The organism is Streptomyces rubellus (assembly GCF_036323805.1).
GTDB lineage: Bacteria > Actinomycetota > Actinomycetes > Streptomycetales > Streptomycetaceae > Streptomyces.
This window is the reverse complement of record NZ_JAZDCX010000021.1, coordinates 62180-85814: the sequence shown is the minus strand read 5'-3', so window position 1 is coordinate 85814 and position 23635 is coordinate 62180. Positions and strand designations below refer to the sequence as shown.

Here is a 23635-nt window from a genome sequence, read left to right as displayed (position 1 = left end):
GGCGGGGACTACTCGGAGACCGCGACATAGCGCCAGGTCTCGCCGTTGTGCTCCTCGGGCTTCTCCTGGTCGGAGAGGTCCACGTCCACCCCGGTGCCCTCCAGTTCCTCGCGGATCCGTTCCATCATGGCGTCGCTGAGGAAGTGGTGGCTCAGGTCGAGCTTCGTCAGGTGGGTCAGGGGCTGGCCGCTGAGCAGTGCCTCGGCGCCGGTGTCGGTGAGGGTGCCCATGGACAGGTCCAGGGTGTGCAGCCGCGCCACCACCGGGGCGCTCGCGACCGCGGCGGCGATCTCGTCCTGGATCTCGCTGTCCGTCAGGCCCAGGCCGCGCAGCGCGGGCAGGCGGTCGCCGGCCAGGATCGGCGCCAGGTCCGCCACCGTGGCGTCGCCGCCGTAGTCGGTGACGCCCAGCCACATCTCCAGTTCCTCCAGCGCGGGCAGTTCGCTGGCGGCGACCCCGCGCACCACGCCACCGGGCAGGCCGCCCGTCTCGAACCTCAGGGTGCGCAGCTGCTCGTGGCGCACGGGGCGGAACACCAGGCCGGAACCGCCGCGCACCCCGAACTCGCGCAGTCCCGGGTAGGCCTCCAGCACGGGGGTGACGTCGGACTGCTCGATCCAGGAGATCTCCGCCTCCTCGAACGTCACGTCCCCGATGAAGACGGCCTCCAGGGCGGGGAAGCGCTCGGTGTTCGAGGTGAGCTTCTCGACGACGGAACTGGAGTCCTCCCCTTCACCGACCTCGCCCCACTGGCCGATGACCAGTCCGCGGACCGCCGCGGTGTCCACGGTCTCCAGGAAACTCCGCCAGAGGCCCTCGAAGCCGCCCTCCGGGCCGTCGTCGACGTAGGGGTTGTAGGACAGGCGCCAGGCCACGGAGCCGGCCGCGGGCAGCTCACCGGCAGGGGTGTCCGGCACGAAGTCGTGGACGGGCAACCCGTGCAGCTCACCCAGATGACTGACCATGGCGCTCTCTCCTGATCTCGGGGGATGGTGCGAACGTTCTATCAACCCCCACTGACACCGCTTCCGCCGGGCCGCCCGACCGCTCCGTGACGCGCTGTCACACGCCACGCCACGGGTCCTTTCGGGGACGGTGGTCACGCCTTTCACCCCTTCGGGTGCTTCTTGTGTGCTTGTGAAGAGGAATGCCGGAACTCTCGTGAAGATGGCGATGACCACTTCACCGAAACCTGTCACCGAGCCGGGCCGCCGCCCGCGGCGGCCCGGTGACGGAAGGGGGAACAACCATGCGCAAGCGTGCAGCACGACTCCTCGGTGCCGCGATCGCCGTGGCGGGACTGCTCGCGGCAGCCCCGTCCACCGGCGCCGCCGAACTCTCGTCGGCCGCCGGTCCGACAGCCGCCGCAAAGTCCGCTCCGGCCGGGGCGGTGGCCCGGTACGAGGGGCGGAAGATCAATCTGGCGGAGGGCTGGCAGGGAGCCCACACCTGCGTCGTCCACACCCGGCAGGACATCCGCTGCCACTCCGACGCCGCCGGGGCCGACGCCGCCCTCGGCTACCGGCGGGCCGCCGATCCCCTCGTCCGCCGCGCCGCCTCCCCGCGTGCCGCGGCGGCCGTCCCGGCCTGCGCCGGGGGCTGGCTGTGCCTCTACGAGCACGCCAACGGGCAGGGGCGCCGGCTGATCTTCAACGACGAGTACTGGCACAACCTCTACGACTACGGCTTCCAGAACAAGACCAGCTCCTGGCGGAACACCCAGTCCCGGGGCGACTCCGGCGGACTGCGCATGTCGGACACCCAGCAGCAGATCTGGCTGGGCGCCCCCGGGTACGTCTCCTACATCGGTATCTACAACGACAAGGCCTACATGGTCCACGGCTGACGGGCGGCGGTGATTCCGTACGTCCGGAAGGGCCGGGCCCGGTGAGCTGAAACCGGACCCGGCCCTTCCCTTGTCGCGGGGGAGTCCCCTGCCGCGGGGAGTCAGCGCGGGAGCGTGGTGGAGTCGATGTACGCGCTGGTCTCGACCTGCGGCTGCTGAGTGGCCGGGCCGTCCAGCGGGTCCCACGAGTTGGTGTGCCAGACGTTCTGCATGAACGCGCCCGGCTTGTCGGGGATGCGGGAGGCCGGGCCCCGGTAGTCCCACAGGACCTTCTTGTCGCCGTCGTCGTCGTAGGTCCAGAAGACCACCGAGTCCGGCTGCCAGTCGAACATGTAGGTGTGGAACTGGGCGGACGAGTCGAAGTCCGGGTCGGGCTCGATGCTCGCGGGCACGTTCTCGCCCGGCTGCTCCTTCACGCACTCGCCGCCGAGCTGCTCGTTGTAGCAGTTGTAGAGGACCTTGCCGGTGCGCATGTCGATCGCGCGGGCGATCTTGCGGACGGCGTTGCTGGACTCCTCGTAGTCGGTCCAGAGGGTCAGCCAGACGACGTGCGGCTGGGCGCAGAGCACCTCGACGTCGATCTCGTCGTTGTCCGGCAGCCCGTTGCCGTTGTCGTCGCCGTGGTCGCCGGAGTAGGTGAAGGTGCCGGTGATGACGCCGACGCGGCCCTGTCCGCTGCAGTCCGCCGTCTTGATGCGGGTGCCGTAGGTGCCGTACTGGTACGTGCGGTCGTCACTGCTGATCTCCACGCCCTGCCACGGGCCGACGCCGGGCCTGGCGTTCAGGGTGAGTCGCAGGGCGCTGCCGTCCTCGGCGCCGTCGGCGGAGACGACCTCGGTGGTGCCGCCGGAGGCCCCGGTCTTGGAGAAGTGGGGGGAGTCGCCGGTCCAGTTCTCGGTCACGGGAGCGGCCGTGGCCGTGGTGGCGAGGAGGGCGCCGGCCGTGACAGCCGCCGCGCCCGCCGTGAGCCAGCGCAGGCTCCGGACGCCGCGGCGCTTCCTGGAGTGCTGGGGGGGTTGGGGCACGTTCTCTCCCTTACGGGGTGGTACGGGTTCGTGGGGGAAAATGCCCGGCGCGGCGGGTGTGTTGCCCGGAGCGCCGGACGAAGTCGTGAGAGCGCTCTCACGATCCTCCGTGGCGGGAGAGTACCAATGTCCTGACCGGATGGGGGTGTTGGAGGACTCCGGAGAAGGCGAACGGCCCGGAGGCGCCCGAGGGCACCTCCGGGCCGTGGCGTACGCCCGGCGGCCGGGTCAGGAACCGGCCGCCTCCTTGCGGGCCTCGATACGGGCGCGGCGGGCGGCCAGGCGCTCGTCGAGCTTGCGGGCCTCGCCGTCCAGGCCGTCCATGTACAGGCCCAGTTCCTCCTGGGCCTTCAGTCCGTCGGGGCCGAGACCGCTGATCTCCATGACCTTCAGGAAGCGCAGCACCGGCTGGAGCACGTCGTCGTGGTGGATGCGCAGGTTGTAGATCCCCCCGATGGCCATCTGCGCGGCGGCCCGCTCGAAGCCGGGCATGCCGTGGCCGGGCATCCGGAAGTCGACCACCACGTCGCGGACCGCCTGCATGGTCTGGTCCGGGGCGATCTCGAAGGCCGCCCGCAGCAGGTTGCGGTAGAAGACCATGTGCAGGTTCTCGTCGGTGGCGATCCGGGCCAGCATCCGGTCGCAGACCGGATCGCCGGACTGGTGGCCGGTGTTGCGGTGCGAGATGCGGGTGGCCAGCTCCTGGAAGGAGACGTAGGCGACCGAGTGGAGCATCGACTGCCAGCCGTCGGACTCGTACCCCTCCGACATGTGCGTCATCCGGAGCCGCTCCAGCCGCACCGGGTCCACGGCGCGGGAGGTCAGCAGGTAGTCGCGCATCACGATGCCGTGCCGCCCCTCCTCGGCGGTCCAGCGGTGCACCCAGGTGCCCCAGGCGCCGTCGCGGCCGAAGCGGGTGGCGATCTCGCGGTGGTAGCTGGGGAGGTTGTCCTCGGTCAGGAGGTTGACCACCAGGGCGATGCGGCCGATGTCCGTGACCTTGGACTGCTCGGGTGCCCAGGGGTCGCCGTCCAGCGGGCCGTCGAAGTTCCGGCCGTCGCTCCATGGCACGTACTCGTGCGGCATCCACTCCTGGGCGGCCTTCAGGTGCCGGTTGAGCTCCTTCTCGACCACCTCCTCCAGGGCGTACAGCAGGCGGGCGTCCGTCCACTGTCCGGAACCGGGAACGGGAGGGGGGGCAAGGGTCATCAATGCTCCAAGGGCGGGACGTGCACAGGATCTACCTACGGCGCCGTAGGTTACGAAACCGTAAGTTATAGGACTCCCAAAAGGCAAGGCCGCCGCTGTGAACAGGGCATATGTCGGGTGTTTCGATTCGCCCGAAAGGGTGCGGCAGGCCGGTGGCCGGCGCGCGGCGGGATCCGGACGCGGCGGGGAACACCCGGTGGACGGCGCCCGTGTGACGCGCGGTGGGGGAAAGCGGAACGCCTCGGAGGCGGGCTTCCGGGCGCCGGTGAGCAGCCGGGGGCCCGCGCGCCGGGGCCGGGACCGGCCCGGTGCCGTCCCGCCCGCGTCCGTCTCACCGGTGACCCGTGGAACGCCCGGTACGGCGGCCGCCGTACCGGGCGCGGGGGCCGGCGCGAACGGGGCCGGGGGGCGAGGCGTGCGCCGCCCCCCGGCCCCGGCTCCGTACGCCGGAGGACGTCAGGGGAGGGCGTCAGGCCAGGCCCGCGCGGCGCAGCGCCTCCGCCATCTCGCTGTTGGCCGGGGCCGTGCCGCGATTGTCACGGCGCTGTCCACCGCCGCGGCGGTCGCCCTGTCCGCCCTGTCGCTCGCCCTGGCGCTGGCGCGGAGCGCCGGACCGCTGCCCGCCCTGTCCGCCGCGCTGCCCGCGCCCGGCGCGGCCGCCGTCGCGCCCGCCCCCGCCGCCCGGGGCCGCCTCGTCGTCCAGCCGCATCGTCAGCGAGATCCGCTTGCGCGGCACGTCCACGTCCAGGACCTTGACCTTCACGATGTCGCCCGGCTTGGCCACCTCGCGCGGGTCCTTCACGAAGGACCGCGACATCGCCGAGACATGGACCAGCCCGTCCTGGTGGACACCGACGTCCACGAAGGCGCCGAACGCGGCGACGTTGGTCACCACGCCCTCCAGGACCATCCCCGGGGCGAGATCGCCGATCTTCTCCACGCCCTCCCTGAAGGTGGCGGTGCGGAAGGCCGGGCGCGGGTCGCGGCCGGGCTTCTCCAGTTCCTTCAGGATGTCGGTGACCGTCGGCAGGCCGAAGGTGTCGTCCACGAACTCCTGGGGCCGCAGGCTGCGCAGCACCTTCGTGTTGCCGATGAGGGCGGCCACGTCCTCGCCGGTGGCCTTCACCATCCGGCGCACCACCGGGTACGCCTCGGGGTGGACGGACGAGGCGTCCAGCGGGTCGTCGCCGCCGCGGATGCGCAGGAAGCCCGCGCACTGCTCGTACGCCTTGGGGCCCAGCCGGGGGACGTCCTTGAGGGCCTTGCGGCTGCGGAAGGGGCCGTTGGCGTCGCGGTGGGCGACGATGTTCTCCGCGAGGCCCGCGCCGATGCCCGACACCCTCGACAGCAGCGGCGCCGAGGCGGTGTTGACGTCCACGCCGACGCCGTTGACGCAGTCCTCGACGACCGCGTCCAGCGAGCGGGACAGCTTCACCTCGGACACGTCGTGCTGGTACTGGCCGACCCCGATCGACTTGGGGTCGATCTTGACCAGTTCGGCCAGCGGGTCCTGCAGGCGCCGGGCGATGGAGACCGCGCCGCGCAGCGAGACGTCCAGCTCCGGCAGTTCACGGGAGGCGAAGGCCGAGGCGGAGTACACCGAGGCGCCCGCCTCGGAGACCAGCACCTTGGTCAGCTTCAGCTCCGGGTGCGCGTCGCACAGTTCGGCCGCCAGCTTGTCCGTCTCCCGGGAGGCGGTGCCGTTGCCGATGGCGATCAGCTCGACGCGGTGCTCCTTCGCCAGCCGCGCCAGCGTCGCCAGCGCCTCCTTCCAGCGGTTCTGCGGGACGTGCGGGTAGATCGTGTCGGTGGCGGCGACCTTGCCGGTGGCGTCGACGACGGCGACCTTCACGCCGGTGCGGTAGCCCGGGTCCAGGCCCATGGTGGCGCGGGTGCCGGCCGGGGCGGCCAACAGCAGGTCGCGCAGGTTGGCGGCGAACACCGCGACCGCGTCGTCCTCGGCGGCGGTGCGCAGCCGCAGCCGCAGGTCGATGCCGAGGTGGACCAGGATGCGGGTGCGCCAGGCCCAGCGCACGGTGTCGGCCAGCCACCTGTCGGCGGGACGGCCCCGGTCCCGGACGCCGAACCGGTGGGCGACGGCGCGCTCGTACTCGGACGGGCCGGCGGGCGCGCCGTCCGCGGCGTCCTCCGGCTCCGGGTCCAGGGTGAGGTCGAGGACCTCCTCCTTCTCGCCCCGCAGCAGTGCCAGCACCCGGTGCGAGGGAAGCCGCTCGAAGGGCTCGGCGAAGTCGAAGTAGTCGGCGAACTTGGCGCCCTGCTCCTCCTTGCCCTCCCGCACCCTCGACACCAGCCGGCCGCGCCGCCACATCCGCTCGCGCAGCTCGCCGATGAGGTCGGCGTCCTCGCCGAAGCGCTCGGTGAGGACGGCCCGCGCGCCCTCCAGCGCGGCGGCGGTGTCCGCCACGCCCTTGCCGGGGTCGACGAACGCGGCCGCGGCGGCGGACGGCTCCACGGTGGGGTCGCTCAGCAGCCCGTCGGCCAGCGGCTCCAGACCCGCCTCGCGGGCGATCTGCGCCTTGGTGCGCCGCTTGGGCTTGTAGGGCAGGTAGATGTCCTCCAGCCGCGCCTTGGAGTCGGCGGCGCGGATACGGGCCGCCAGCTCGTCGTCGAGCTTCCCCTGGGCACGCACGGACTCCAGGATCGCGGCGCGCCGCTCCTCCAGCTCCCGCAGATAGCGCAGCCGCTCCTCGAGGGTGCGCAGCTGCGCGTCGTCGAGGCCGCCGGTGGCCTCCTTGCGGTAGCGCGCGACGAACGGCACGGTGGAGCCGCCGTCGAGCAGGTCGACGGCGGCTCTGATCTGCCGTTCCGGTACGCCGAGTTCCTCGGCGATCCTGCCCTCGACGGACGCCGCGGGCGGCGCCGCGTTCTCGACGGGCATCTCTCCGATGGACTGTGTCACGATCCGTTCCGCCTTCTCGGTGCTGGGTGCTCCCCCTGGTAGCCCGCATTGTGGCAGGCGGCACCGACGGGCGGACGGTCAGACGCGGCGACCGGCGTGGGACGCTCCGCCGAAGAGGCGGGCGAGGAGTCGGAAGGGCAGGGTCACCACGGTCGCGATGGCGCCGCCCACGGTACGGAGTGCGTCTGCTATTGCTCGGAACATGTCATAACGGATGGCCGCTGCCGCTCCGGGCAAACCTCCCCGGCGTCGCGGCGGTCGGTGCCGGACGCTCCGGGAGGCGGCCCGGGGGCGGGTCAGCCCCTGCCGAACGCGTCCGGGGGGAAGGCGCCCGCGCCGACGGCCGCCGTGGTGAAGGCGCCGCACAGTTCGGTCAGCCGCGCGGTGCCCGACGCGCCGAGGTGCTCGTACGGCGCGGCGTCGAGCCGGTCGGTCTCCGCCTCCAGTTCCTTGCGCAGGGCGGTGCCGGCCTCGGTCGGCTCGCCCGCGGCGTCCAGCAGCCCGCGCCCGCGCAGCCGTTCCCGGGCCGCGTCCCAGTCGCGGCGGTGCCAGCCGCGGGTGGCCAGCACCCACTTCGGGCTCATGCCGTGGCCGCTGGCGGTGTGGCTGACCAGGGCCTCCAGCGGGTCCAGCCCGGCGTGCTGGAGGACGGCCAGATGACCGTCGCCGCGGTGCTCGCGCAGCAGCGTGGCCGCGTGCCACAGCGCCAGGTGCGGCGCGTCGGGCACCGGGAGGTCGGCGTGCGCGGCGTACAGCGGACGGCCCGGCCGTACGCACCCCTCGGCGGCGCGCAGCGCCAGCCGGGCCGCCTCGGTCATCTCCCCGGACTCCACGGCCTTGTCGCCCAGCAGCCGCCGCAGCATCGAGTCGGCGGCGCGCAGCCGCGCGGCGACCACGGTCCCGGGGGACGCCAGCTCCCAGACGGCCGGCAGATGGCGGGCGACGAGGTCGTGGTGGAAGCTGTGGAAGACCGCGGTGACCACGCCCGGCCCGACCCGGCCCAGCGGCGCGGCCCGGCCGGCCAGATAGACCGCGGTGGGGTCCTCGATGCCGTACGGGGCCAGTTCCCGGGCCAGGTCGGGGGCGAAGTAGAGCGCCGAGTGCAGGGGGTTGAGGACGGCGTGGCAGCGCCGTCCGGCACGCGCGGGGAGCGACGAGGTGGTCATGCCCGGAACGCTACCGGCTGGTAATGCGCCAGGTGAAGACCGGGTCCCGCCGCTGGAGGAAGGCGGCGACCCCTTCGGCCGCCTCGCCGCTCTCCCGTGCCCGGCGCTCCCAGTACGCGACCCGCTCCGGGGCCGGCGCGCCGTCCGCGGCGCCGTCGGCGAACTCCTTGGCCGCGGCCTGGGTCAGCAGCGACCGGGAGGCCAGCAGCCGGGCGAACCGGCGCACCCGGGCGTCCAGCTCGCCGGCCGGGTGCACCTCGTCGACCAGCCCGGTGCGCAGGGCGCGCCCGGCGTCGATCAGCTCGCCGGAGAACAGCAGGTACTTGGCGGTGGCCGGGCCCACCAGGGAGACCAGCCGCCGGGTGGAGGAGGCCGCGTAGACGATGCCCAGCTTCGCCGGGGTGACGCCGAAGAGGGCACCCTCGGCGGCGAAGCGCAGATCGCAGGCGGCGGCGAGCTGGCAGCCGCCGCCCACGCAGTGCCCGCGCACCGCGGCCAGGGTGGGCAGGGGGAAGGCGGCCAGCGCCTCCTCGGCGGTCACCGCCAGCCCGCGCGCCTCCTCGCCGCCGTCGCGCAGGGCACCGATGTCGGCACCCGCGCAGAAGGTCTCGCCCCAGCCGGTGAGGACGAGCACCCGCACCGCGGGATCGGCGGCGAGCCGCTCCAGGGCGGCGGGCACCTCGCGCCACATCTGCGGAGTCATGGCGTTGCGCTTGGCCGGGTTGTGGACGGTGAGGGTGGCGACCCCGTCGGTGACGTCGGTGAGCAGGGCCGGCCGGTAGACCGGCGGCTGGGTGTGCCGGGACATGTACCGGATGGTAACCGCCGGGGCGGCCGATGCCGGCGGCGGGCGCGGGCGGGCGGGCGGACGGGAGACCGGCGTCCCCGGCCGGCCGCGCAGGAACAGTCGCACATGCGAGCGGCGTGTAAAAGCATCTGTCATTTGCCATCGATAAGTGCCGACTTGCGGTCACCCTCCCGGAAGCCCCCTTCCACCGGCGAACACTCGACGGAAGCAGCGGCCCGGCACCGGGCCGCCCGGGTACGGCGGGAGAGCGCCGATGCGCAGCCGGGAACACGAGCGAGGCGACACGGCCGGGAGCGGGGTACGGCAAATGAGGACATGCGGGGACACCTCCGCCGAGGTGAGCGCGAGTACGGGTACGGGCGCGGCGGATACGGCCGTGCCGGGGAGCGGGACCGTACGGCCGCGGCCGTACGAGGGCACCTGGCGGTTCACCGCCCCGGTCCGGGACTCCTCCGTCCCCCGGGCGCGGCGCACGGTGCGGGACGTCATCGGCCGCGCGGGCGTCCCGGTCCCCGGGGAGCTGATGCACGCCCTGCTGCTGGTCCTGACCGAACTGGTCACCAACGCCGTGCGGCACGCGGCGCTGCTCTCCCCGGAGGTCGGCGTGGAGATCCGCGTCGGCGCGGACCAGGTGCGCGTCGGGGTCGAGGACGGCCATCCCTACCGGCCCGCGGCACTGGCCGCCGACCCGGCGCACGAGCACACCGGGGGGCGCGGACTGCTGCTGGTCAGGGCCGTCACCGCCGAGGCGGGCGGGAGCTGCGGGGTCGAGCGGACCGCGTCCGGCGGCAAGGTGGTGTGGGCCGTCCTGCCGCTGCCGCCGCTGCCGTCCGGGCCGTCACCAGCCCGCTGACACCCCGGCCACCTCGCGGATGCCGGGGCGCGCCGCGTCCAGCACCGTCATGAACCAGGCCGAGAACGGCTCCACCGCGTGCCGCTTGAGCAGCTCCTCGGGCGTCACGAAGGCCGTCTCGGCGATCTCGTCCGGATCCGGCCGCAACGACTCGCTCACCAGCCCCGCGAAGAGGTGGTTGTACTCCTGCTCCACCAGCCCGGAGGCCGGGTCCGGATGGTTGTAGCGCACCGTGCCCGCCTCCCGCAGCAGCGCGGGCGCCACCCCCAGCTCCTCGCCCACCCGGCGCACGGCGGCGGCGAAGGGCGCCTCGCCGGGGTAGGGGTGGCCGCAGCAGGTGTTGGACCACACGCCGGGGGAGTGGTACTTCCCCAGCGCCCTGCGCTGGAGCAGCAGCCGGCCCGTCTCGTCGAAGAGGAAGACGGAGAACGCCCGGTGCAGCCGGCCGGGGGCCAGATGGGCGGACAGCTTCTCCGCGGTACCGACGGTCGTGCCCTCCTCGTCGACCAGTTCGAGCATGATCGGGGCAGCTGTGCTGTGCGGCATGTCCGCCTTTCGTCAGGATGTGCCGGAACGGTGGTTCGTCCGATGGTCCGACCGCCCGTACCAGTGTGCCGCACACCACCCGGTGCCGCGCGCCGGACATACGCGGGAACGCCCGGAACGCCGGGGACGCCGTGCCGCGTGCCGGGCTCAGTGGCACACCCGCCCCTCGTGCTCCGCGTGCCCGTGCGGTTCGAGCTGGAAGGTGCAGTGCTCGACGTCGAAGTGCCGGCCCAGGCAGTTCCGCAGGTCGTGCAGGACCCTGTCGTGGCCCCCGGACTCCAGCGTCCCCCGGTCGACCACCACGTGCGCGGAGAGCACCGGCAGGCCGGAGGTGATCGTCCACACGTGCAGGTCGTGCAGGCTCTCCACGCCCGGCACGGCCAGGATGTGCGCCCGCACCCGGGCCACGTCCACGTGCCGGGGCGCCGCCTCCAGCAGCACCTCCAGCGCCTCGCGTGCCAGCTTCACCGTGCGCGGCACGATGAGCACCGCGATCAGCAGCGAGGCCAGCGGGTCGGCCCGCTGCCAGCCGGTCACCATGATCACCAGCGCGGCGGCGATCACGGCGAGGGAACCGAGGGCGTCCGCCGCCACCTCCAGGAAGGCGCCGCGCACATTGAGGCTCTCGCGCTGCCCGCGCATCAGCAGCGCCAGGGACACCCCGTTGAGGGCCAGGCCGATCACACCGAACAGGACCGTCGCCCCGCCGGGCACCTCCGCGGGGTGCCGCAGCCGCTCGACGGCCTCCACCAGGATGTAGCCGCCGACCCCGAGCAGCAGCAGGCAGTTGAGCAGCGCGGCGAGGATCTCGGCCCGTGCGAGGCCGAAGGTGCGGCGCTCGCTGCCGGGCCGGTTGGCGATCCGGACCGCCAGCAGCGCCATCCCGATGCCGACCGCGTCGGTCGCGACATGGCCCGCGTCCGCCAGCAGCGCCAGCGAACCGGTCAGCGCCGCGCCCACCAGCTCGGCGACCAGCAGGACGACCGCGATGCCCAGCGCGGCGCGCAGCCGCCCCCGGTGCGCGGCGCCCGCCGTCACCGGCCCGCCGTGGTGGTGCCCTGCGCCCATGAGTGGTGCCTCCGCGAAGTTGCGCCGATCGGTCGGACGGCCTCAGTGAACTACGGGAGGGGGGTATGGGGCAACGCGGCACTGAACACCGTTGTCATCCCCGTGACCTGGGCTTTCTTCCGAGAGCCCACGGGGTGTGGGCCGCCGGGCGTCAGTTCGGGGCGGCCCGCCGCGTACTCCAGCCCTCCCAGGCCGAGGCCACCATCTCGCGTACCCCGTGGCGGGGGGACCAGCCCAGCTCCCGGCCGATCCGCTCGGCCGAGGCGACCACCCGGGCCGGATCACCCGGCCGGCGGGACACCACCAGCGGGGCGGGCTCGCGGATGCCGGTGACCTCGGCGACCAGGTCGGCCAGCTCCCGCACCGACACGCCCAGGCCGGTGCCGACGTTGACGGTCAGGTCCGTTCCGGCCGGTCCTTCCGCGGAGCGCTCCGCCAGCCGGCGGGCGGCGGCCAGATGCGCCTCGGCCAGATCCCCCACATGGATGTAGTCCCGCACACAGGTGCCGTCGGGCGTGGGGTAGTCGTCACCGAAGATCCGCGGGGCCGTCCCGCGGGTGAGGGCGTCGAAGAACATCGGGACGACGTTGGACACCCCGGTGTCGGCCAGCTCCGGACGTACCGCCCCCGCCACGTTGAAGTAGCGCAGACAGGCCGTGGACAGCCCGTGCGCCCGTCCCGCGGCGCGCACCAGCCACTCGCCCGCGAGCTTGGTCTCGCCGTACGGGTTCAGCGGCGCGCACGGGGTGTCCTCCGTGACCAGGTCCACCTCCGGCATGCCGTAGACGGCGGCCGAGGAGGAGAACAGGAAGCGCCGCACACCCGCCCCGACCACCGCCTCCAGCAGCACCCGCAGGCCCGTCACGTTCTCCCGGTAGTACAGCAGCGGCTCCGCCACGGACTCGTCCACCCGCTTGCGGGCCGCCAGGTGCACCACACCGGTGATGCCGTGGCCGGCGATCACCCGGTCCAGCAGCGCGCGGTCCGCGACCGTGCCGCGCTCCAGGGGCGTCCCGGGCGGCAGCCGCTCCGGCAGCCCGGTGGAGAGGTCGTCGAGCACGACGACCCGCTCCCCGGCCGCCAGCAGGGCCCGCACCACATGTGCGCCGATGTACCCCGCTCCTCCTGTGACCAGCCATGTCATGACGGCAGCCTAGGGCCCTCCGGGCGGACGGAGTCCGCCGCCCCCGGGAGCGCCGTCCCGGGCCGTACCGGGGCGCGCGGGACGGCCGTCCCCGCTCCCGGGTGAACGCGTGGTGAACGGTCCCTCCCGCCGATCCGATAACCTCTGGCCACGTGCCGCCCGCCCGATCGGGTGAGGTCGCACGGTGACCGCTGCCCGGATGCCGCCCCTGTGGACCGCGCGCCGCGGACAGCACGGCTTCCGAGGAGTGAGTTCGTTCTTGTCGACCGCCATTCTCACCGGCCCGCCGGTCGCGGGGGCTCCCCTGGAGAGCGATCTGCGGTCGCTGGGCTTCGACGTACGGGTGGCGGCCGACGCCGCCGAGGCGGGCGAGGTGCTGGCCGCCGTTCCCGCCGGGGAGCGCGTCGCCCTCGTCGACCCCCGCTTCGTCGGCCATCTCCACAGCCTGCGGCTGGCCCTGACCGACCCGCGCTTCCCCGCCGCCGCCGTCCCCGGCGCCCTGGCCGCCGCGCCCGCCGCCCGTGCCGCGCTGGTCCGGGCGGTGACGGCCGCGGCCGACGCGGTCAGTGGCGCCGCGGTGACCGCCGGACGGGGCGGTACGGACCCCGGGGACGGCCCGGCCGCCCCCTCCGGCCTGCCCGACCGGGTGGCCGCCGCGCTGGCGGAGGACCCGGACGCGCCGGCGGTGCACCGGCCCGAGCTGGGCGTGCTGGTGGCCGCCGTGCCCGCCGGCGAGGCGGCCCGTGCCGCGGCGCTGCGCGCCGTGGCGGAGACCGACGACGAGGACGTGCGGCTGCGCTCGGCCGTGAAGTCCCGGGACGGCTTCTTCACCACCTTCTTCATCAGCCCCTACTCCCGCCATCTGGCCCGCTGGTGCGCGCGGCGCGGCCTGACCCCCAACCAGGTGACCACCGCCTCGCTGCTGACCGCGCTGGTCGCGGCGGCCTGTGCGGCCACCGGCACCCGGGGCGGTTTCGTCGCCGCCGGGATGCTGCTGATCGCCTCGTTCGTCCTGGACTGCGCCGACGGCCAGCTCGCCCGCTACTCCCTCCAGTACTCCACGCTCGGTGCCTGGCTGGACGCCACTTTCGACCGGGCCAAGGAGTACGCGTACTACGCCGGGCTGGCGCTCGGCGCGGCCCGCGGCGGTGACGACGTATGGGCGCTGGCGCTGGGCGCGATGGTGCTCCAGACCTGCCGGCACGTGGTGGACTTCGCCTTCAACGAGGCCAGTCACCACGAAGGGGGAGGGGCGGCGGCCAACACCAGCCCCACCGCCGCGCTGTCCGGACGGCTGGACAGCGTCGGCTGGACGGTGTGGGCCCGCCGCATGATCGTGCTGCCGATCGGTGAGCGCTGGGCGCTGATCGCCGTCCTCACCGCGCTCACCACCCCCCGCACCACCCTCACCGTGCTGCTGGTCGGCTGCGCGTTCGCCGCCTGCTACACCACCGCCGGACGGGTGCTGCGCTCGCTCACCCGGAAGGCGGAACGCACCGACCGCGCCGCGGCGGCACTGGCCGACCTCGCCGACTCCGGCCCGCTCGCCGAGGCGGTGGCCACCGCCTTCCGGGGGACACGGCTGCCGCGCCTGGCCGCCCCGGCGCTCGCCCTGCTCGGCTCGGCCGCCCTGGTGGCCGCCGCGCTGTGGACACAGCCCGGCTCCCCCTGGCCCCCGGCCGCCGCGCTCGGGTACGCCGCGCTGTCCGGCATCGCCGTCGCCCGGCCGCTGAAGGGCGCGCTGGACTGGCTGGTGCCGCCCTTCCTGCGGACCGCGGAGTACACCACCGTCCTGGTCCTGGCCGCCCGCGCGGAGTCGCCCGCCGCCCTGCCTGTCGCGTTCGGGCTGGTGGCGGCGGTCGCCTACCATCACTACGACACGGTGTACCGCATCCGCGGCGGCACCGGCGCCCCTCCGCGCTGGCTGGTGCGGGCGACCGGCGGACACGAGGGGCGCGTGCTGGTGGTCACGGCCGCCGCCGCCCTGTGGGCCGGAGGCCGCGGCTTCCCGGTCGCCCTCGCTGTCCTGGCCGGCGTCCTGGCGCTCACGGTGCTGGCCGAGAGCATCCGCTTCTGGATGTCCTCGCGGGCACCGGCCGTACACGACGAAACAGGAGAACCCGCATGATCGGCCTTGTGCTGGCGGCCGGCGCCGGACGGCGTCTGCGCCCCTACACCGACACCCTGCCCAAGGCCCTGGTGCCGGTGGATCCCGCGGGCGAGGGCACCACGACCGTGCTCGACCTGACCCTGGCCAACTTCCGCGAGGTCGGGCTGACCGAGGCCGCCGTGGTCGTGGGGTACCGCAAGGAGGCCGTGTACGAGCGGAAGGCCGCCCTGGAGCGCGCGTACGGCCTCACCCTCCACCTGGTGGAGAACGACAAGGCGGAGGAGTGGAACAACGCCTACTCCCTGTGGTGCGCCCGGGACGTGATCCGGGAGGGCGTGATCCTGGCCAACGGCGACACCGTGCACCCGGTCTCGGTCGAGGAGACCCTGCTGGAGGCCCGCGGCCGGGGGCAGCGGATCATCCTCGCCCTGGACACCGCCAAGAAGCTCGCCGACGAGGAGATGAAGGTCGTCGCCGAGCCCGGCCGGGGCGTGCGCAGGATCACCAAGCTGATGGACCCGGCCGAGGCCACCGGCGAGTACATCGGGGTGACCCTCATCGAGGGCGACGCCGCCCACGACCTGGCCGACGCGTTGCGGACCACCTACGAGCGCGACCCGCAGCTGTACTACGAGGACGGCTACCAGGAGCTCGTGGACCGCGGCCACACCGTCGACGTCGCCCCGATCGGCGAGGTGAACTGGGTCGAGATCGACGACCACGAGGACCTGGAGAAGGCCCGGGAGATCGTGTGCCGGTACTGACCCGCCTCATCCCCTCGCCGGTCGTCGTCGACATCCGGCCCGGCGCGCTGGACGGCCTGGCGGGCCTCCTGGCCGACCAGCGGATCTCCTCCTCCGGCAAGCTGGCCATCGCCATCAGCGCCGGCTCCGGCGCCGGCCTGCGCGAGCGGCTGGCCCCCGCGCTGCCCGGCGCCGACTGGTACGAGGTCGGCGGCGGCACCCTCGACGACGCGATCAGGCTCGCCGACGCCATGAAGTCCGGCCACTACGACGCGGTCGTCGGCATGGGCGGCGGCAAGATCATCGACTGTGCCAAGTTCGCCGCCGCCCGCATCGGGCTGCCGATAGTGGCCGTCGCCACCAACCTCAGCCACGACGGCCTGTGCTCCCCGGTCGCCACCCTCGACAACGACGCCGGCCGCGGCTCGTACGGGGTGCCGAACCCCATCGCGATCGTCATCGACCTCGACGTCATCCGCGAGGCACCGATCCGCTTCGTCCGCTCCGGCGTCGGGGACGTCATCTCCAACATCTCCGCCGTCGCCGACTGGGAGCTGTCCCACCGGGTGACCGGCGAGCAGCTCGACGGCCTGGCCGCCGCCATGGCCCGCCAGTCCGGCGAGGCCGTGCTGCGCCACCCGGGCGGCTGCGGTGACGACGAGTTCCTCACCGTGCTGGCCGAGGGGCTGGTGCTGACCGGCATCTCCATGTCCGTGGCCGGCGACAGCCGTCCGGCCTCGGGCGCCTGCCACGAGATCAACCACGCCTTCGACCTGCTCTACCCCAAGCGCGCCGCCGCCCACGGCGAGCAGTGCGGGCTCGGGGCCGCCTTCGCCATGCACCTGCGCGGGGCGGAGGAGCAGTCCGCCCTGATGACCGAGGCGCTGCGGCGGCACGGACTGCCCGTGCTGCCCGGCGAGATCGGCTTCAGCGACGAGGAGTTCGTGAAGGTGGTGGAGTACGCGCCGCAGACCCGGCCCGGGCGCTACACGATCATCGAGCACCTGGACCTGTCCACCGACCAGATCAGGGACGCGTACGCCGACTATGTCAAATCTGTCAAAGCCGTCTGTGGCTGAACTCCGACCGGTCGTCCATCCGGCGGGGGTGAAGGACCGGCGCAGTGGCGAGCACTGGGCCGGGCGCCTGTACATGCGGGAGATCTCGCTGCGCTGGACCCGGCACCTGGTGAACACCTCCATAACCCCCAACCAGCTCACCCACCTCATGGTGGTCGCCGGGCTGGCCGCCGGGGCCGTGCTGCTGGTGCCGGGCCTGACCGGGGCGCTGCTCGCCGCCCTCCTCATCCAGCTCTACCTGCTGCTGGACTGCGTGGACGGCGAGGTCGCCCGCTGGCGGAAGCAGACCTCCATCACCGGCGTCTACCTCGACCGGGTGGGCCACTACCTGGCCGAGGCCGCCCTGCTGGTCGGCTTCGGCGTCCGGGCGGCGGACGTGTTCCGCACCGAGGGCGCCACGAACTGGCTGTGGGCCTTCCTGGGAACCGTGGCGGCGCTGGGCGCCATCCTGATCAAGGCCGAGACCGACCTGGTGGACGTGGCGCGGGCCCGCAGCGGGCTGCCCGCGGTCAAGGACGAGGCCGCGGTGCCCCGCTCCTCGGGGCTGGCACTGGCCCGCCGGGCCGCGGCGGCGCTGAAGTTCCACCGGCTGGTCGGCGGCGTCGAGGCGTCCCTGTTCATCCTGCTGGTGGCGGTGGCCGACACGGTGCGCGGCGACCTGTTCTTCACCCGGCTCGGCGTCGTGGTGCTGGCGGGCATCGCGGTGCTGCAGACCCTGCTGCACCTGGTGTCCATCCTGGCGTCGAGCAGGCTGCGGTGACCCGGCGGCCGGTGGGGGAGCGAGGACGGTGAGCGACATGAAGGAGCCCGGGAGCCCGCAGAGCCCCGGCGGCGTCGGGAGCGCGTCCGGAAGCGGACACCTGACCCTGGGCGCGGTCATCCTGACCATGGGCAACCGCCCCGAGGAACTGCGCGCCCTGCTCGACTCGGTCGCCAAGCAGGACGGCGACCCGGTGCGGGTGGTGGTCGTCGGCAACGGCGCCCCGCTGCCCGAGCTGCCCGACGGGGTGCGGACGGTGGAACTGCCGGAGAACCTCGGCATCCCCGGCGGCCGCAACGTCGGCATCGAGGCGTTCGGGCCGGGCGGCAGCGAGGTGGACGTCCTGCTCTTCCTCGACGACGACGGGCTGCTGCCGAACAACGACACCGCCGAGCTGGTCCGGCAGGCGTTCGCAGCCGACCCCCGGCTGGGCATCGTCAGCTTCCGCATCGCCGACCCGGACACCGGCGTCACCCAGCGCCGCCACGTACCGCGGCTGCGGGCCTCGGACCCGATGCGCTCCTCGCGCGTGACGACCTTCCTGGGCGGTGCCAACGCGGTGCGCACCAAGGTCTTCCAGGAGGTCGGCGGGCTGCCGGAGGAGTTCTTCTACGCCCACGAGGAGACCGACCTGGCCTGGCGGGCGCTGGACGCGGGGTGGATGATCGACTACCGCGCCGACTTGGTGCTCCACCACCCCACCACCCTCCCCAGCCGGCACGCGGTCTACCACCGGATGGTGGCCCGCAACCGCGTCTGGCTGGCCCGGCGGAACCTCCCGCTGCCGCTGATCCCGCTCTACCTGGGGGTCTGGCTGCTGCTGACGCTGGCCCGGCGCCCCTCCCGGCCGGCGCTCCGCGCCTGGCTGGGCGGCTTCCGCGAGGGCTGGACCACCCCGTGCGGCCCCCGCAGGCCCATGAAGTGGCGTACGGTGTGGCGCCTGACCCGGCTGGGTCGGCCGCCTGTCGTCTGACAAGCTCTGTCTGAGAGCATCGGATCCGGCGGCACCCGACGCCGGGGTCCCCGCCTGTCCCATCCCGGCTGTGCATGTGAGGACGAAAGTTTCAACGTGAGCGAGACAACGCACGACGGTGCGATCGCGACGAGCGGACCCCCGCGCCATCCCGACGACGGTCTGTCCCCGGCCGAGCTCGCCGCCAAGTACGGCCTGTCGGTCAGCGGGGCGCGGCCCTCCCTGGTGCAGTACGTCCGGCAGCTCTGGGCGCGGCGGCACTTCATCCTCTCCTTCTCCCGCGCCAAGCTGCACGCCCAGTACGGCCAGGCCAGGCTCGGCCAGCTCTGGCAGGTCCTCACCCCCCTGCTGAACGCGGCCGTCTACTACTTCATCTTCGGCCTGCTGCTCGGCGGGCGCGGCGGGATGGAGAACGACGAGTACATCCCGTTCCTGGTGACCGGGGTGTTCATCTTCATGTTCACGCAGACCTCGGTGATGTCCGGGGTCCGCGCCATCTCCTCGAACCTGGGGCTGGTGCGGGCCCTGCACTTCCCCCGGGCCTCGCTGCCGATCTCCTTCTCCCTGCAGCAGCTCCAGCAGCTGCTGTACTCGATGGTCGTCCTGGTCGTCATCCTGATCGCGCTCGGACACTACCCCGGGCCGCTGTGGCTGCTGGTGGCCCCCGTCCTGGTGCTCCAGTTCGTCTTCAACACCGGACTGGCGATGATCATGGCCCGGCTGGGCAGCAAGACCCCGGACCTGGCCCAGCTCATGCCGTTCGTGCTGCGCACCTGGATGTACGCCTCCGGCGTGATGTTCCCGCTGGCCTACATGGTGGAGAGGTCGAAGGAGCTGCCGGACTGGGTGGCCACCGTGCTGGAGGCCAACCCGGCGGCCGTCTACATGGAGCTGGTGCGCTACGCGCTGATCGACGGACCGCACCACCAGAGCCTGCCCGGGCACGTCTGGCTGCTGGGCGCCGGCTGGGCCCTGGTGGTCGGAATCGGCGGGTTCGTTTACTTCTGGAAGGCTGAGGAACGATATGGCCGTGGCTGAGAAGAGCGCTGCCGCCGAGCCGGGACAGGACAGCGCCGGTACGGCGGCCCCCGCCGAGCGGCGGCCGACCGTCATCGCCGACGACGTGCACGTGGTCTACCGCGTCTACGGGGGCGGCCCCCGGGGCAGGGGCAGCGCCACCGCCGCCCTCAGCCGGATCGTCCGCCGCAAGCCGAGCGGGCGGGTGCGCGAGGTGCACGCCGTCAGGGGCGTGAGCTTCATCGCCTACCGCGGCGAGGCCATCGGGCTGATCGGCTCCAACGGCTCGGGCAAGTCGACGCTGCTGCGGACCATCGCGGGCCTGCTGCCCGTGGAGAGCGGCCGGGTCTACACCGACGGCCAGCCCTCGCTGCTGGGCGTCAACGCGGCCCTGATGAACGACCTGACCGGGGAGCGCAACGTCATGCTGGGCGGGCTGGCGATGGGCATGTCGGTGGCCCAGATCCGCGAGCGCTACCAGGACATCGTCGACTTCTCCGGCATCAACGAGAAGGGCGACTTCATCAGCCTGCCGATGCGCACCTACTCCTCGGGCATGGCGGCCCGGCTGCGGTTCTCCATCGCCGCCGCCAAGGACCACGACGTGCTGATGATCGACGAGGCGCTGGCCACGGGCGACGGGAAGTTCCGCAAGCGCTCCGAGGCGCGCATCCGCGAGCTGCGCAAGGAGGCCGGGACGGTCTTCCTGGTCAGCCACAGCAACAAGTCGATCCGGGACACCTGCAACCGGGTGCTGTGGCTGGAGCGCGGCGAACTGCGCATGGACGGCCCGACCGAAGAGGTGCTCAAGGAGTACGAGGAGTTCACCGGCAAGTAGGGCGGGCGGGCCGCCGCTCCGGCGGTGTCCCGCACGCGGCGGTACGGTCCGGCCCCCGCACCCGTCACGGGTGCGGGGGCCGGACCGTCTTCCGGATCCGGACCCGCGGCGGATCCGGACCCCCGTACCGGGGACGGGCGCGGGCCGGCTCCCCGGAGCGGCCGGGGTCAGACCCCGGCGGGCTCGCGCTCCGGCCCGGCCGGGGGCGGTGTATCCGGCAGGCCGGGGGTGCCCGGCCGGACGGCGGCCGGTTCCTCGGTCAGCCCCACCCGGCGGTGCAGCCGCCGCAGTGCCCCCGGCGCGTACCAGGCGCCGCGGCCCAGCAGCCGCATCGCGGCCGGGACCAGCACCCCGCGCACCGCCACCGCGTCGATCAGGACGGCCAGTCCGCTGCCGAGGCCGAACATCTGGATGAAGCTGACCTCGCTGGTGGTGAAGGCGAAGAAGCTCACCGCCAGCAGCCCCGCGGCCATGGTGACGATCCGCCCGGTCCGCGACAGCCCGCGGGTGACGGCGGTGGCGGTGTCCTCGCCCGCGTCGTGGAGTTCCTTGATCCGGCTGGTGACGAAGACCTCGTAGTCCATCGACAGCCCGAAGACGACGCAGAACAGCAGCACGGTCATGGAGGTGTTCATGGGCATCGGGGTGAAGCCCAGCACTGAGGACAGGTGCCCGTCCTGGAAGATCCAGACCATCGCGCCGATCGCCGCCGCCAGGCTGACGGCGTTGAGCAGCAGCGCGCGCAGCGGCTGGACGACGCTTCCGGTGAACAGGAACAGCAGGACGAAGGTGGTCACGGCGACCCAGGCGATCGCGGCCGGCAGCCGGTCCCCGATGGCGGCCCTGGTGTCCACCAGCTGCGCGTCCGGGCCGCCGACCAGGGCCTCCACGCCGTCCGGTGCGGGCACCGCGCGAACGGCGCCCACCAGGTCCTGGGCGGCCCGCGAACCGGACTCCGGCTCGGTGGTGACGGTGAGCCGCTGGGCGTCGGCACGGCCGAGTGCCGCGTTCACCGGGCCGGGCGGGGCGGCCTCGCCCGCGCGGTAGGTGCCGGAGGCGGCCTGGACGCGAGTGACGCCGTCGAGCCGGGAGAGGGCGGTGGCGTACGCGCCGAGCCCGGCGGTGTCCACCGGCCCGGTGGTGACGATCTGGACGGCGGAGGCGTCGTCGCCCTCGAAGTGCTCGTCGACGGCGGCGGCCACCTGGCGGCTGTCCGCGTCCCGCGGCAGCACCCGCTCGTCCGGGTTGCCGAAGGAGGCGCCCAGCAGCGGGCTCGCGGCGAGCAGCAGCACGGCGAGGACCGGCAGCGCGGTGAGGGCCGGGCGGCGCATCACGAGCGCGGCCAGGCGGCCCCACACCGGTGCGTCGGGACGGCGTACGGCCTTCGCCCAGGGCAGCCGGCCGTTGTTGACGCGGTGGCCCAGCAGGGCCAGCAGGGCGGGGACGACCACCAGCGCGGCGACCGCGGCGATCGCCACCACGCCGATCCCGGCGTAGGCGAAGGAGCGCAGGAAGAAGGGCGGGAAGAGCAGCAGGGCGGCGAGCGCGGCGATGACGACGGCGGCGGAGAAGGCGATGGTGCGGCCCGCGGTGGTCACGGTGGCGCGCAGCGCCTCGGGGACCGGATCGCCTTCGGTCAGGCGTTCGCGGAACCGGCTGACCAGCAGCAGTCCGTAGTCGATGCCCAGTCCGAGGCCGAGGGCGGTGGTGAGGTTGACCGAGAAGACCGACACGTCGGTGAGGCTGCCGAGCACGAAGAGCTCGGCGAAGGTGCCCATGACCGCGATCAGCCCGATGGCCAGCGGCAGCAGGGCGGCGAGGACGCTGCCGAAGGCGATCACCAGCAGGACGAGGGTGACGGGCACGGCGATCGCCTCGGCGAGGGCGAGGTCCGCGGAGACCTGGGAGGTGATGTCGTGGCCGACGGCCGCCTGGCCGCCGGCGCGCACCGTGACGGCACCCCGGTCGCCGGCCCACTCCCCGGCCTTCTCGGCGACCTCGCCGGCGCGATCGGTGCGCTCGGTGCTGTTCCCCCCGACATGGGCGAGGATCAGCGCCCGGCCGCCGTCGCGCGAGGTGAGCGCGGAGCCGGCGGCGTCCCAGTGGGAGAGGACGCCGGACACGTCCGGATCGGCCTTCAGCCCCGCGGTGATCTCCCGTCCGGCCCGCTCGACGGCGGGGGAGTCCAGCCGGGCCCCCTCCCGGGGCTCCACCAGCAGCACGAGGTTGGTCTCACCGCCGAACCGCTCCTCGATCAGGGCGGCGGCCCGGCTGGAGGGCGCGTCGGGGTCCTCGAATCCGCCGCTCTGGAGTTTGCCGAACGCCCCGAGGCCGACGGCGGCCATGGCGAGCACGGCGACGAGTGAGGCCAGCAGTACCGCGCGGGTGTGACGCAGTACCAGGCCGGCGATCCACGACAGCATGGTTCTCCCCCTCCGGGTGTGCGCCGCAAGATGTTTACGGCGTTAACATGCACTGTGGCAGAGGGATGTTAATGCCGTCAACATCAGGCAGTATCGAATGATGCGAACCGACGGGACCGGCAAGAGCGGCTACCACCACGGCGATCTGCGCAACGCGCTCATCGAGGCGGCGACCGAGCTCGCCCGCGCCGGCGGCCCCGAGGCCGTCGTGCTGCGGGCCGCCGCCCGCCGGGTGGGGGTCTCCCCGACCGCCGCCTACCGCCACTTCACCGGCCAGGGCGATCTGCTGCGCGCGGTCAAGGCGCGGGGCCAGCGGTGGCTGGCGGACACCATGGAGGAGGTCGCCGGGGAGCTGGCCCGCGACGCGGGGGGCGCCGGAGCCGCGGCGGAGGAGCGCATCCGCGCCATGGGGCTGGGCTACCTCCGCTTCGCCCTCGCCGAACCGGGCCTGTTCCGTGCGGCCTTCTGCCGCCTTCCGCTGCCGGAGGAGGAAGAGGGGCGGGAGGGGGAGGCAAGGGGGGAGGTGGCCGGAGGGGGGGCCGGTGGCGCCGGGGGGTTCGGCCCGGACGGGCCCCGGGACGCCCGGGCCGCGAGCGCCTACGGGCTGCTCGGCGAGGCGCTGGACGCCCTCGCCGCCACCGGCCGGATGCCCGCCGGACGGCGCCCCGGCGCGGAGTTCGCGGCCTGGAGCGCGGTGCACGGCCTGGCCGTGCTCATCCTGGACGGCCCGCTCTCCCGCCTTCCCGGGGAGCAGCGGGACGCCGTCGTCGAGGGGGTCCTGGCCTCGGTGCTGCGCGGGCTGACCGCTCCGGCCTGACCTCCCGCCGGGGGTGGCGGCCCGCCGGACCCGTGCCGCGGAACGGGCCGGAGCACGACGTAAGCTGAGCCGGGTGCCGGTGGACGGCATGCCGGGTGGTCCCGTCCCCGGTCGGCGGATCGGCCGCGTGGTACGCCCGAAACCGCTGAAATAGGATGTTCCGGGCGATGGGGCCGGGGGAGGGGTGCCACCGGCACCCCGGACACCGCCGGTGCTCCGAACTTCTGCGGTGGCCCGGCCGTTCCAGGGGAACAAGGTGTCGGTCGCGATGGGCGCGCGGGCGCGGTGAG

Annotated in this window: 21 protein-coding genes; 10 read left to right on the top strand and 11 right to left on the bottom strand. The window is 73.7% G+C overall.

The window, feature by feature from the left end:
* Nucleotides 1–8 precede the first annotated feature (8 nt).
* Nucleotides 9–965 (bottom strand): STM4015 family protein, encoded by a 957-nt coding sequence (locus tag V1L54_RS22585; protein WP_330119912.1) that lies wholly within the window; start codon nucleotides 963–965, stop codon nucleotides 9–11.
* Between the two features lie 284 nt (nucleotides 966–1249).
* Between V1L54_RS22585 and V1L54_RS22580 the strand changes: the two genes are divergently transcribed.
* Nucleotides 1250–1846 carry a peptidase inhibitor family I36 protein gene (locus tag V1L54_RS22580; protein WP_330119911.1) on the top strand — a complete coding sequence of 199 codons (597 nt, stop codon included), beginning with the start codon at nucleotides 1250–1252 and terminating at the stop codon, nucleotides 1844–1846.
* A gap of 101 nt (nucleotides 1847–1947) precedes the next feature.
* Here the strand turns inward: V1L54_RS22580 and V1L54_RS22575 are convergent, their stop codons facing one another.
* From V1L54_RS22575 to V1L54_RS22550, 6 genes are all read right to left on the bottom strand, one after another.
* Nucleotides 1948–2871 (bottom strand): glycoside hydrolase family 16 protein, encoded by a 924-nt coding sequence (locus tag V1L54_RS22575; RefSeq protein ID WP_330119910.1) that lies wholly within the window; start codon nucleotides 2869–2871, stop codon nucleotides 1948–1950.
* A gap of 228 nt (nucleotides 2872–3099) precedes the next feature.
* Nucleotides 3100–4080, bottom strand: coding sequence for an acyl-ACP desaturase (locus V1L54_RS22570; RefSeq protein ID WP_330119909.1), 981 nt, complete (start codon nucleotides 4078–4080; stop codon nucleotides 3100–3102).
* A gap of 469 nt (nucleotides 4081–4549) precedes the next feature.
* Nucleotides 4550–6979 (bottom strand): Tex family protein, encoded by a 2430-nt coding sequence (locus V1L54_RS22565; RefSeq protein ID WP_330119943.1) that lies wholly within the window; start codon nucleotides 6977–6979, stop codon nucleotides 4550–4552.
* Nucleotides 6980–7078: 99 nt separating this feature from the next.
* Nucleotides 7079–7204, bottom strand: coding sequence for an LPFR motif small protein (locus tag V1L54_RS22560; protein WP_269846161.1), 126 nt, complete (start codon nucleotides 7202–7204; stop codon nucleotides 7079–7081).
* A 92-nt stretch (nucleotides 7205–7296) separates the two neighbouring features.
* Complete coding sequence (locus V1L54_RS22555; RefSeq protein WP_330119908.1) at nucleotides 7297–8166, bottom strand: SCO6745 family protein; 870 nt, start codon at nucleotides 8164–8166, stop codon at nucleotides 7297–7299.
* Nucleotides 8167–8176: 10 nt separating this feature from the next.
* The gene (locus V1L54_RS22550) at nucleotides 8177–8974 is read right to left on the bottom strand and encodes an enoyl-CoA hydratase/isomerase family protein (protein WP_330119907.1); all 798 of its coding nucleotides are present in this window, start codon (nucleotides 8972–8974) and stop codon (nucleotides 8177–8179) included.
* A 307-nt stretch (nucleotides 8975–9281) separates the two neighbouring features.
* On the opposite strand from V1L54_RS22550, the gene V1L54_RS22545 reads away from it, so the two are divergent.
* Nucleotides 9282–9827 carry an ATP-binding protein gene (locus V1L54_RS22545; protein ID WP_330119906.1) on the top strand — a complete coding sequence of 182 codons (546 nt, stop codon included), beginning with the start codon at nucleotides 9282–9284 and terminating at the stop codon, nucleotides 9825–9827.
* On the opposite strand, the gene idi is transcribed toward V1L54_RS22545, so the two are convergent.
* The 3 genes from idi to galE form a co-directional block, all read right to left on the bottom strand.
* Nucleotides 9813–10373: an isopentenyl-diphosphate Delta-isomerase gene (gene idi, locus V1L54_RS22540; protein WP_330119905.1), complete on the bottom strand. Its 561-nt coding sequence runs from the start codon at nucleotides 10371–10373 to the stop codon at nucleotides 9813–9815. The two genes, V1L54_RS22545 and idi, sit on opposite strands and share 15 nt — an antisense overlap.
* A 147-nt stretch (nucleotides 10374–10520) precedes the next feature.
* A complete protein-coding gene (locus V1L54_RS22535; protein WP_330119904.1) occupies nucleotides 10521–11441 on the bottom strand; it encodes a cation diffusion facilitator family transporter in 921 nt (306 codons plus the stop codon).
* A gap of 151 nt (nucleotides 11442–11592) precedes the next feature.
* Nucleotides 11593–12585, bottom strand: a complete 993-nt coding sequence (gene galE, locus V1L54_RS22530) for a UDP-glucose 4-epimerase GalE (protein ID WP_330119903.1) — start codon at nucleotides 12583–12585, stop codon at nucleotides 11593–11595.
* A 259-nt stretch (nucleotides 12586–12844) separates the two neighbouring features.
* On the opposite strand from galE, the gene V1L54_RS22525 reads away from it, so the two are divergent.
* From V1L54_RS22525 to V1L54_RS22495, 7 genes are all read left to right on the top strand, one after another.
* Nucleotides 12845–14713, top strand: a complete 1869-nt coding sequence (locus tag V1L54_RS22525) for a DUF5941 domain-containing protein (RefSeq protein WP_330119902.1) — start codon at nucleotides 12845–12847, stop codon at nucleotides 14711–14713.
* Nucleotides 14710–15459, top strand: a complete 750-nt coding sequence (locus V1L54_RS22520) for a phosphocholine cytidylyltransferase family protein (RefSeq protein ID WP_330119901.1) — start codon at nucleotides 14710–14712, stop codon at nucleotides 15457–15459. The genes V1L54_RS22525 and V1L54_RS22520 overlap by 4 nt, the downstream gene beginning before the upstream one ends.
* Nucleotides 15447–16517 carry an iron-containing alcohol dehydrogenase family protein gene (locus V1L54_RS22515; RefSeq protein ID WP_330119900.1) on the top strand — a complete coding sequence of 357 codons (1071 nt, stop codon included), beginning with the start codon at nucleotides 15447–15449 and terminating at the stop codon, nucleotides 16515–16517. Before V1L54_RS22520 ends, V1L54_RS22515 begins: the two co-directional genes overlap by 13 nt.
* Entirely contained in the window at nucleotides 16486–17277 is a 792-nt protein-coding gene (locus V1L54_RS22510; protein WP_330119899.1) for a CDP-alcohol phosphatidyltransferase family protein, read from the top strand. The genes V1L54_RS22515 and V1L54_RS22510 overlap by 32 nt, the downstream gene beginning before the upstream one ends.
* 127 nt (nucleotides 17278–17404) lie before the next feature.
* Nucleotides 17405–18250 (top strand): glycosyltransferase family 2 protein, encoded by an 846-nt coding sequence (locus V1L54_RS22505; RefSeq protein WP_330119942.1) that lies wholly within the window; start codon nucleotides 17405–17407, stop codon nucleotides 18248–18250.
* A 96-nt stretch (nucleotides 18251–18346) separates the two neighbouring features.
* Nucleotides 18347–19288, top strand: a complete 942-nt coding sequence (locus V1L54_RS22500) for an ABC transporter permease (protein ID WP_330119898.1) — start codon at nucleotides 18347–18349, stop codon at nucleotides 19286–19288.
* Nucleotides 19275–20105 carry an ABC transporter ATP-binding protein gene (locus V1L54_RS22495; protein WP_330119897.1) on the top strand — a complete coding sequence of 277 codons (831 nt, stop codon included), beginning with the start codon at nucleotides 19275–19277 and terminating at the stop codon, nucleotides 20103–20105. Before V1L54_RS22500 ends, V1L54_RS22495 begins: the two co-directional genes overlap by 14 nt.
* A gap of 167 nt (nucleotides 20106–20272) precedes the next feature.
* Here the strand turns inward: V1L54_RS22495 and V1L54_RS22490 are convergent, their stop codons facing one another.
* Nucleotides 20273–22528 (bottom strand): MMPL family transporter, encoded by a 2256-nt coding sequence (locus tag V1L54_RS22490; protein ID WP_330119896.1) that lies wholly within the window; start codon nucleotides 22526–22528, stop codon nucleotides 20273–20275.
* A 100-nt stretch (nucleotides 22529–22628) separates the two neighbouring features.
* Here V1L54_RS22490 and V1L54_RS22485 point away from each other — a divergent pair, with 100 nt between their 5' ends.
* Nucleotides 22629–23345: a TetR/AcrR family transcriptional regulator gene (locus V1L54_RS22485; RefSeq protein ID WP_330119895.1), complete on the top strand. Its 717-nt coding sequence runs from the start codon at nucleotides 22629–22631 to the stop codon at nucleotides 23343–23345.
* The last annotated feature ends 290 nt before the right edge of the window (nucleotides 23346–23635 follow it).

What these genes read in the sequence shown, in the direction of transcription:
- V1L54_RS22580 (WP_330119911.1), top strand. Translation starts at nt 1,250, where the DNA reads ATGCGCAAGCGTGCAGCACGACTCCTCGGTGCCGCGATCGCCGTGGCG.
- V1L54_RS22520 (WP_330119901.1), top strand. Translation starts at nt 14,710, where the DNA reads ATGATCGGCCTTGTGCTGGCGGCCGGCGCCGGACGGCGTCTGCGCCCC.
- V1L54_RS22485 (WP_330119895.1), top strand. Translation starts at nt 22,629, where the DNA reads ATGCGAACCGACGGGACCGGCAAGAGCGGCTACCACCACGGCGATCTG.
- V1L54_RS22550 (WP_330119907.1), bottom strand. Translation starts at nt 8,974, where the DNA reads ATGTCCCGGCACACCCAGCCGCCGGTCTACCGGCCGGCCCTGCTCACC.
- V1L54_RS22510 (WP_330119899.1), top strand. Translation starts at nt 16,486, where the DNA reads ATGTCAAATCTGTCAAAGCCGTCTGTGGCTGAACTCCGACCGGTCGTC.
- V1L54_RS22545 (WP_330119906.1), top strand. Translation starts at nt 9,282, where the DNA reads ATGAGGACATGCGGGGACACCTCCGCCGAGGTGAGCGCGAGTACGGGT.
- V1L54_RS22505 (WP_330119942.1), top strand. Translation starts at nt 17,405, where the DNA reads ATGGGCAACCGCCCCGAGGAACTGCGCGCCCTGCTCGACTCGGTCGCC.
- V1L54_RS22535 (WP_330119904.1), bottom strand. Translation starts at nt 11,441, where the DNA reads ATGGGCGCAGGGCACCACCACGGCGGGCCGGTGACGGCGGGCGCCGCG.
- V1L54_RS22570 (WP_330119909.1), bottom strand. Translation starts at nt 4,080, where the DNA reads ATGACCCTTGCCCCCCCTCCCGTTCCCGGTTCCGGACAGTGGACGGAC.
- V1L54_RS22560 (WP_269846161.1), bottom strand. Translation starts at nt 7,204, where the DNA reads ATGTTCCGAGCAATAGCAGACGCACTCCGTACCGTGGGCGGCGCCATC.
- V1L54_RS22490 (WP_330119896.1), bottom strand. Translation starts at nt 22,528, where the DNA reads ATGCTGTCGTGGATCGCCGGCCTGGTACTGCGTCACACCCGCGCGGTA.
- V1L54_RS22585 (WP_330119912.1), bottom strand. Translation starts at nt 965, where the DNA reads ATGGTCAGTCATCTGGGTGAGCTGCACGGGTTGCCCGTCCACGACTTC.
- idi (WP_330119905.1), bottom strand. Translation starts at nt 10,373, where the DNA reads ATGCCGCACAGCACAGCTGCCCCGATCATGCTCGAACTGGTCGACGAG.
- V1L54_RS22495 (WP_330119897.1), top strand. Translation starts at nt 19,275, where the DNA reads ATGGCCGTGGCTGAGAAGAGCGCTGCCGCCGAGCCGGGACAGGACAGC.
- V1L54_RS22555 (WP_330119908.1), bottom strand. Translation starts at nt 8,166, where the DNA reads ATGACCACCTCGTCGCTCCCCGCGCGTGCCGGACGGCGCTGCCACGCC.
- galE (WP_330119903.1), bottom strand. Translation starts at nt 12,585, where the DNA reads ATGACATGGCTGGTCACAGGAGGAGCGGGGTACATCGGCGCACATGTG.
- V1L54_RS22565 (WP_330119943.1), bottom strand. Translation starts at nt 6,979, where the DNA reads ATGCCCGTCGAGAACGCGGCGCCGCCCGCGGCGTCCGTCGAGGGCAGG.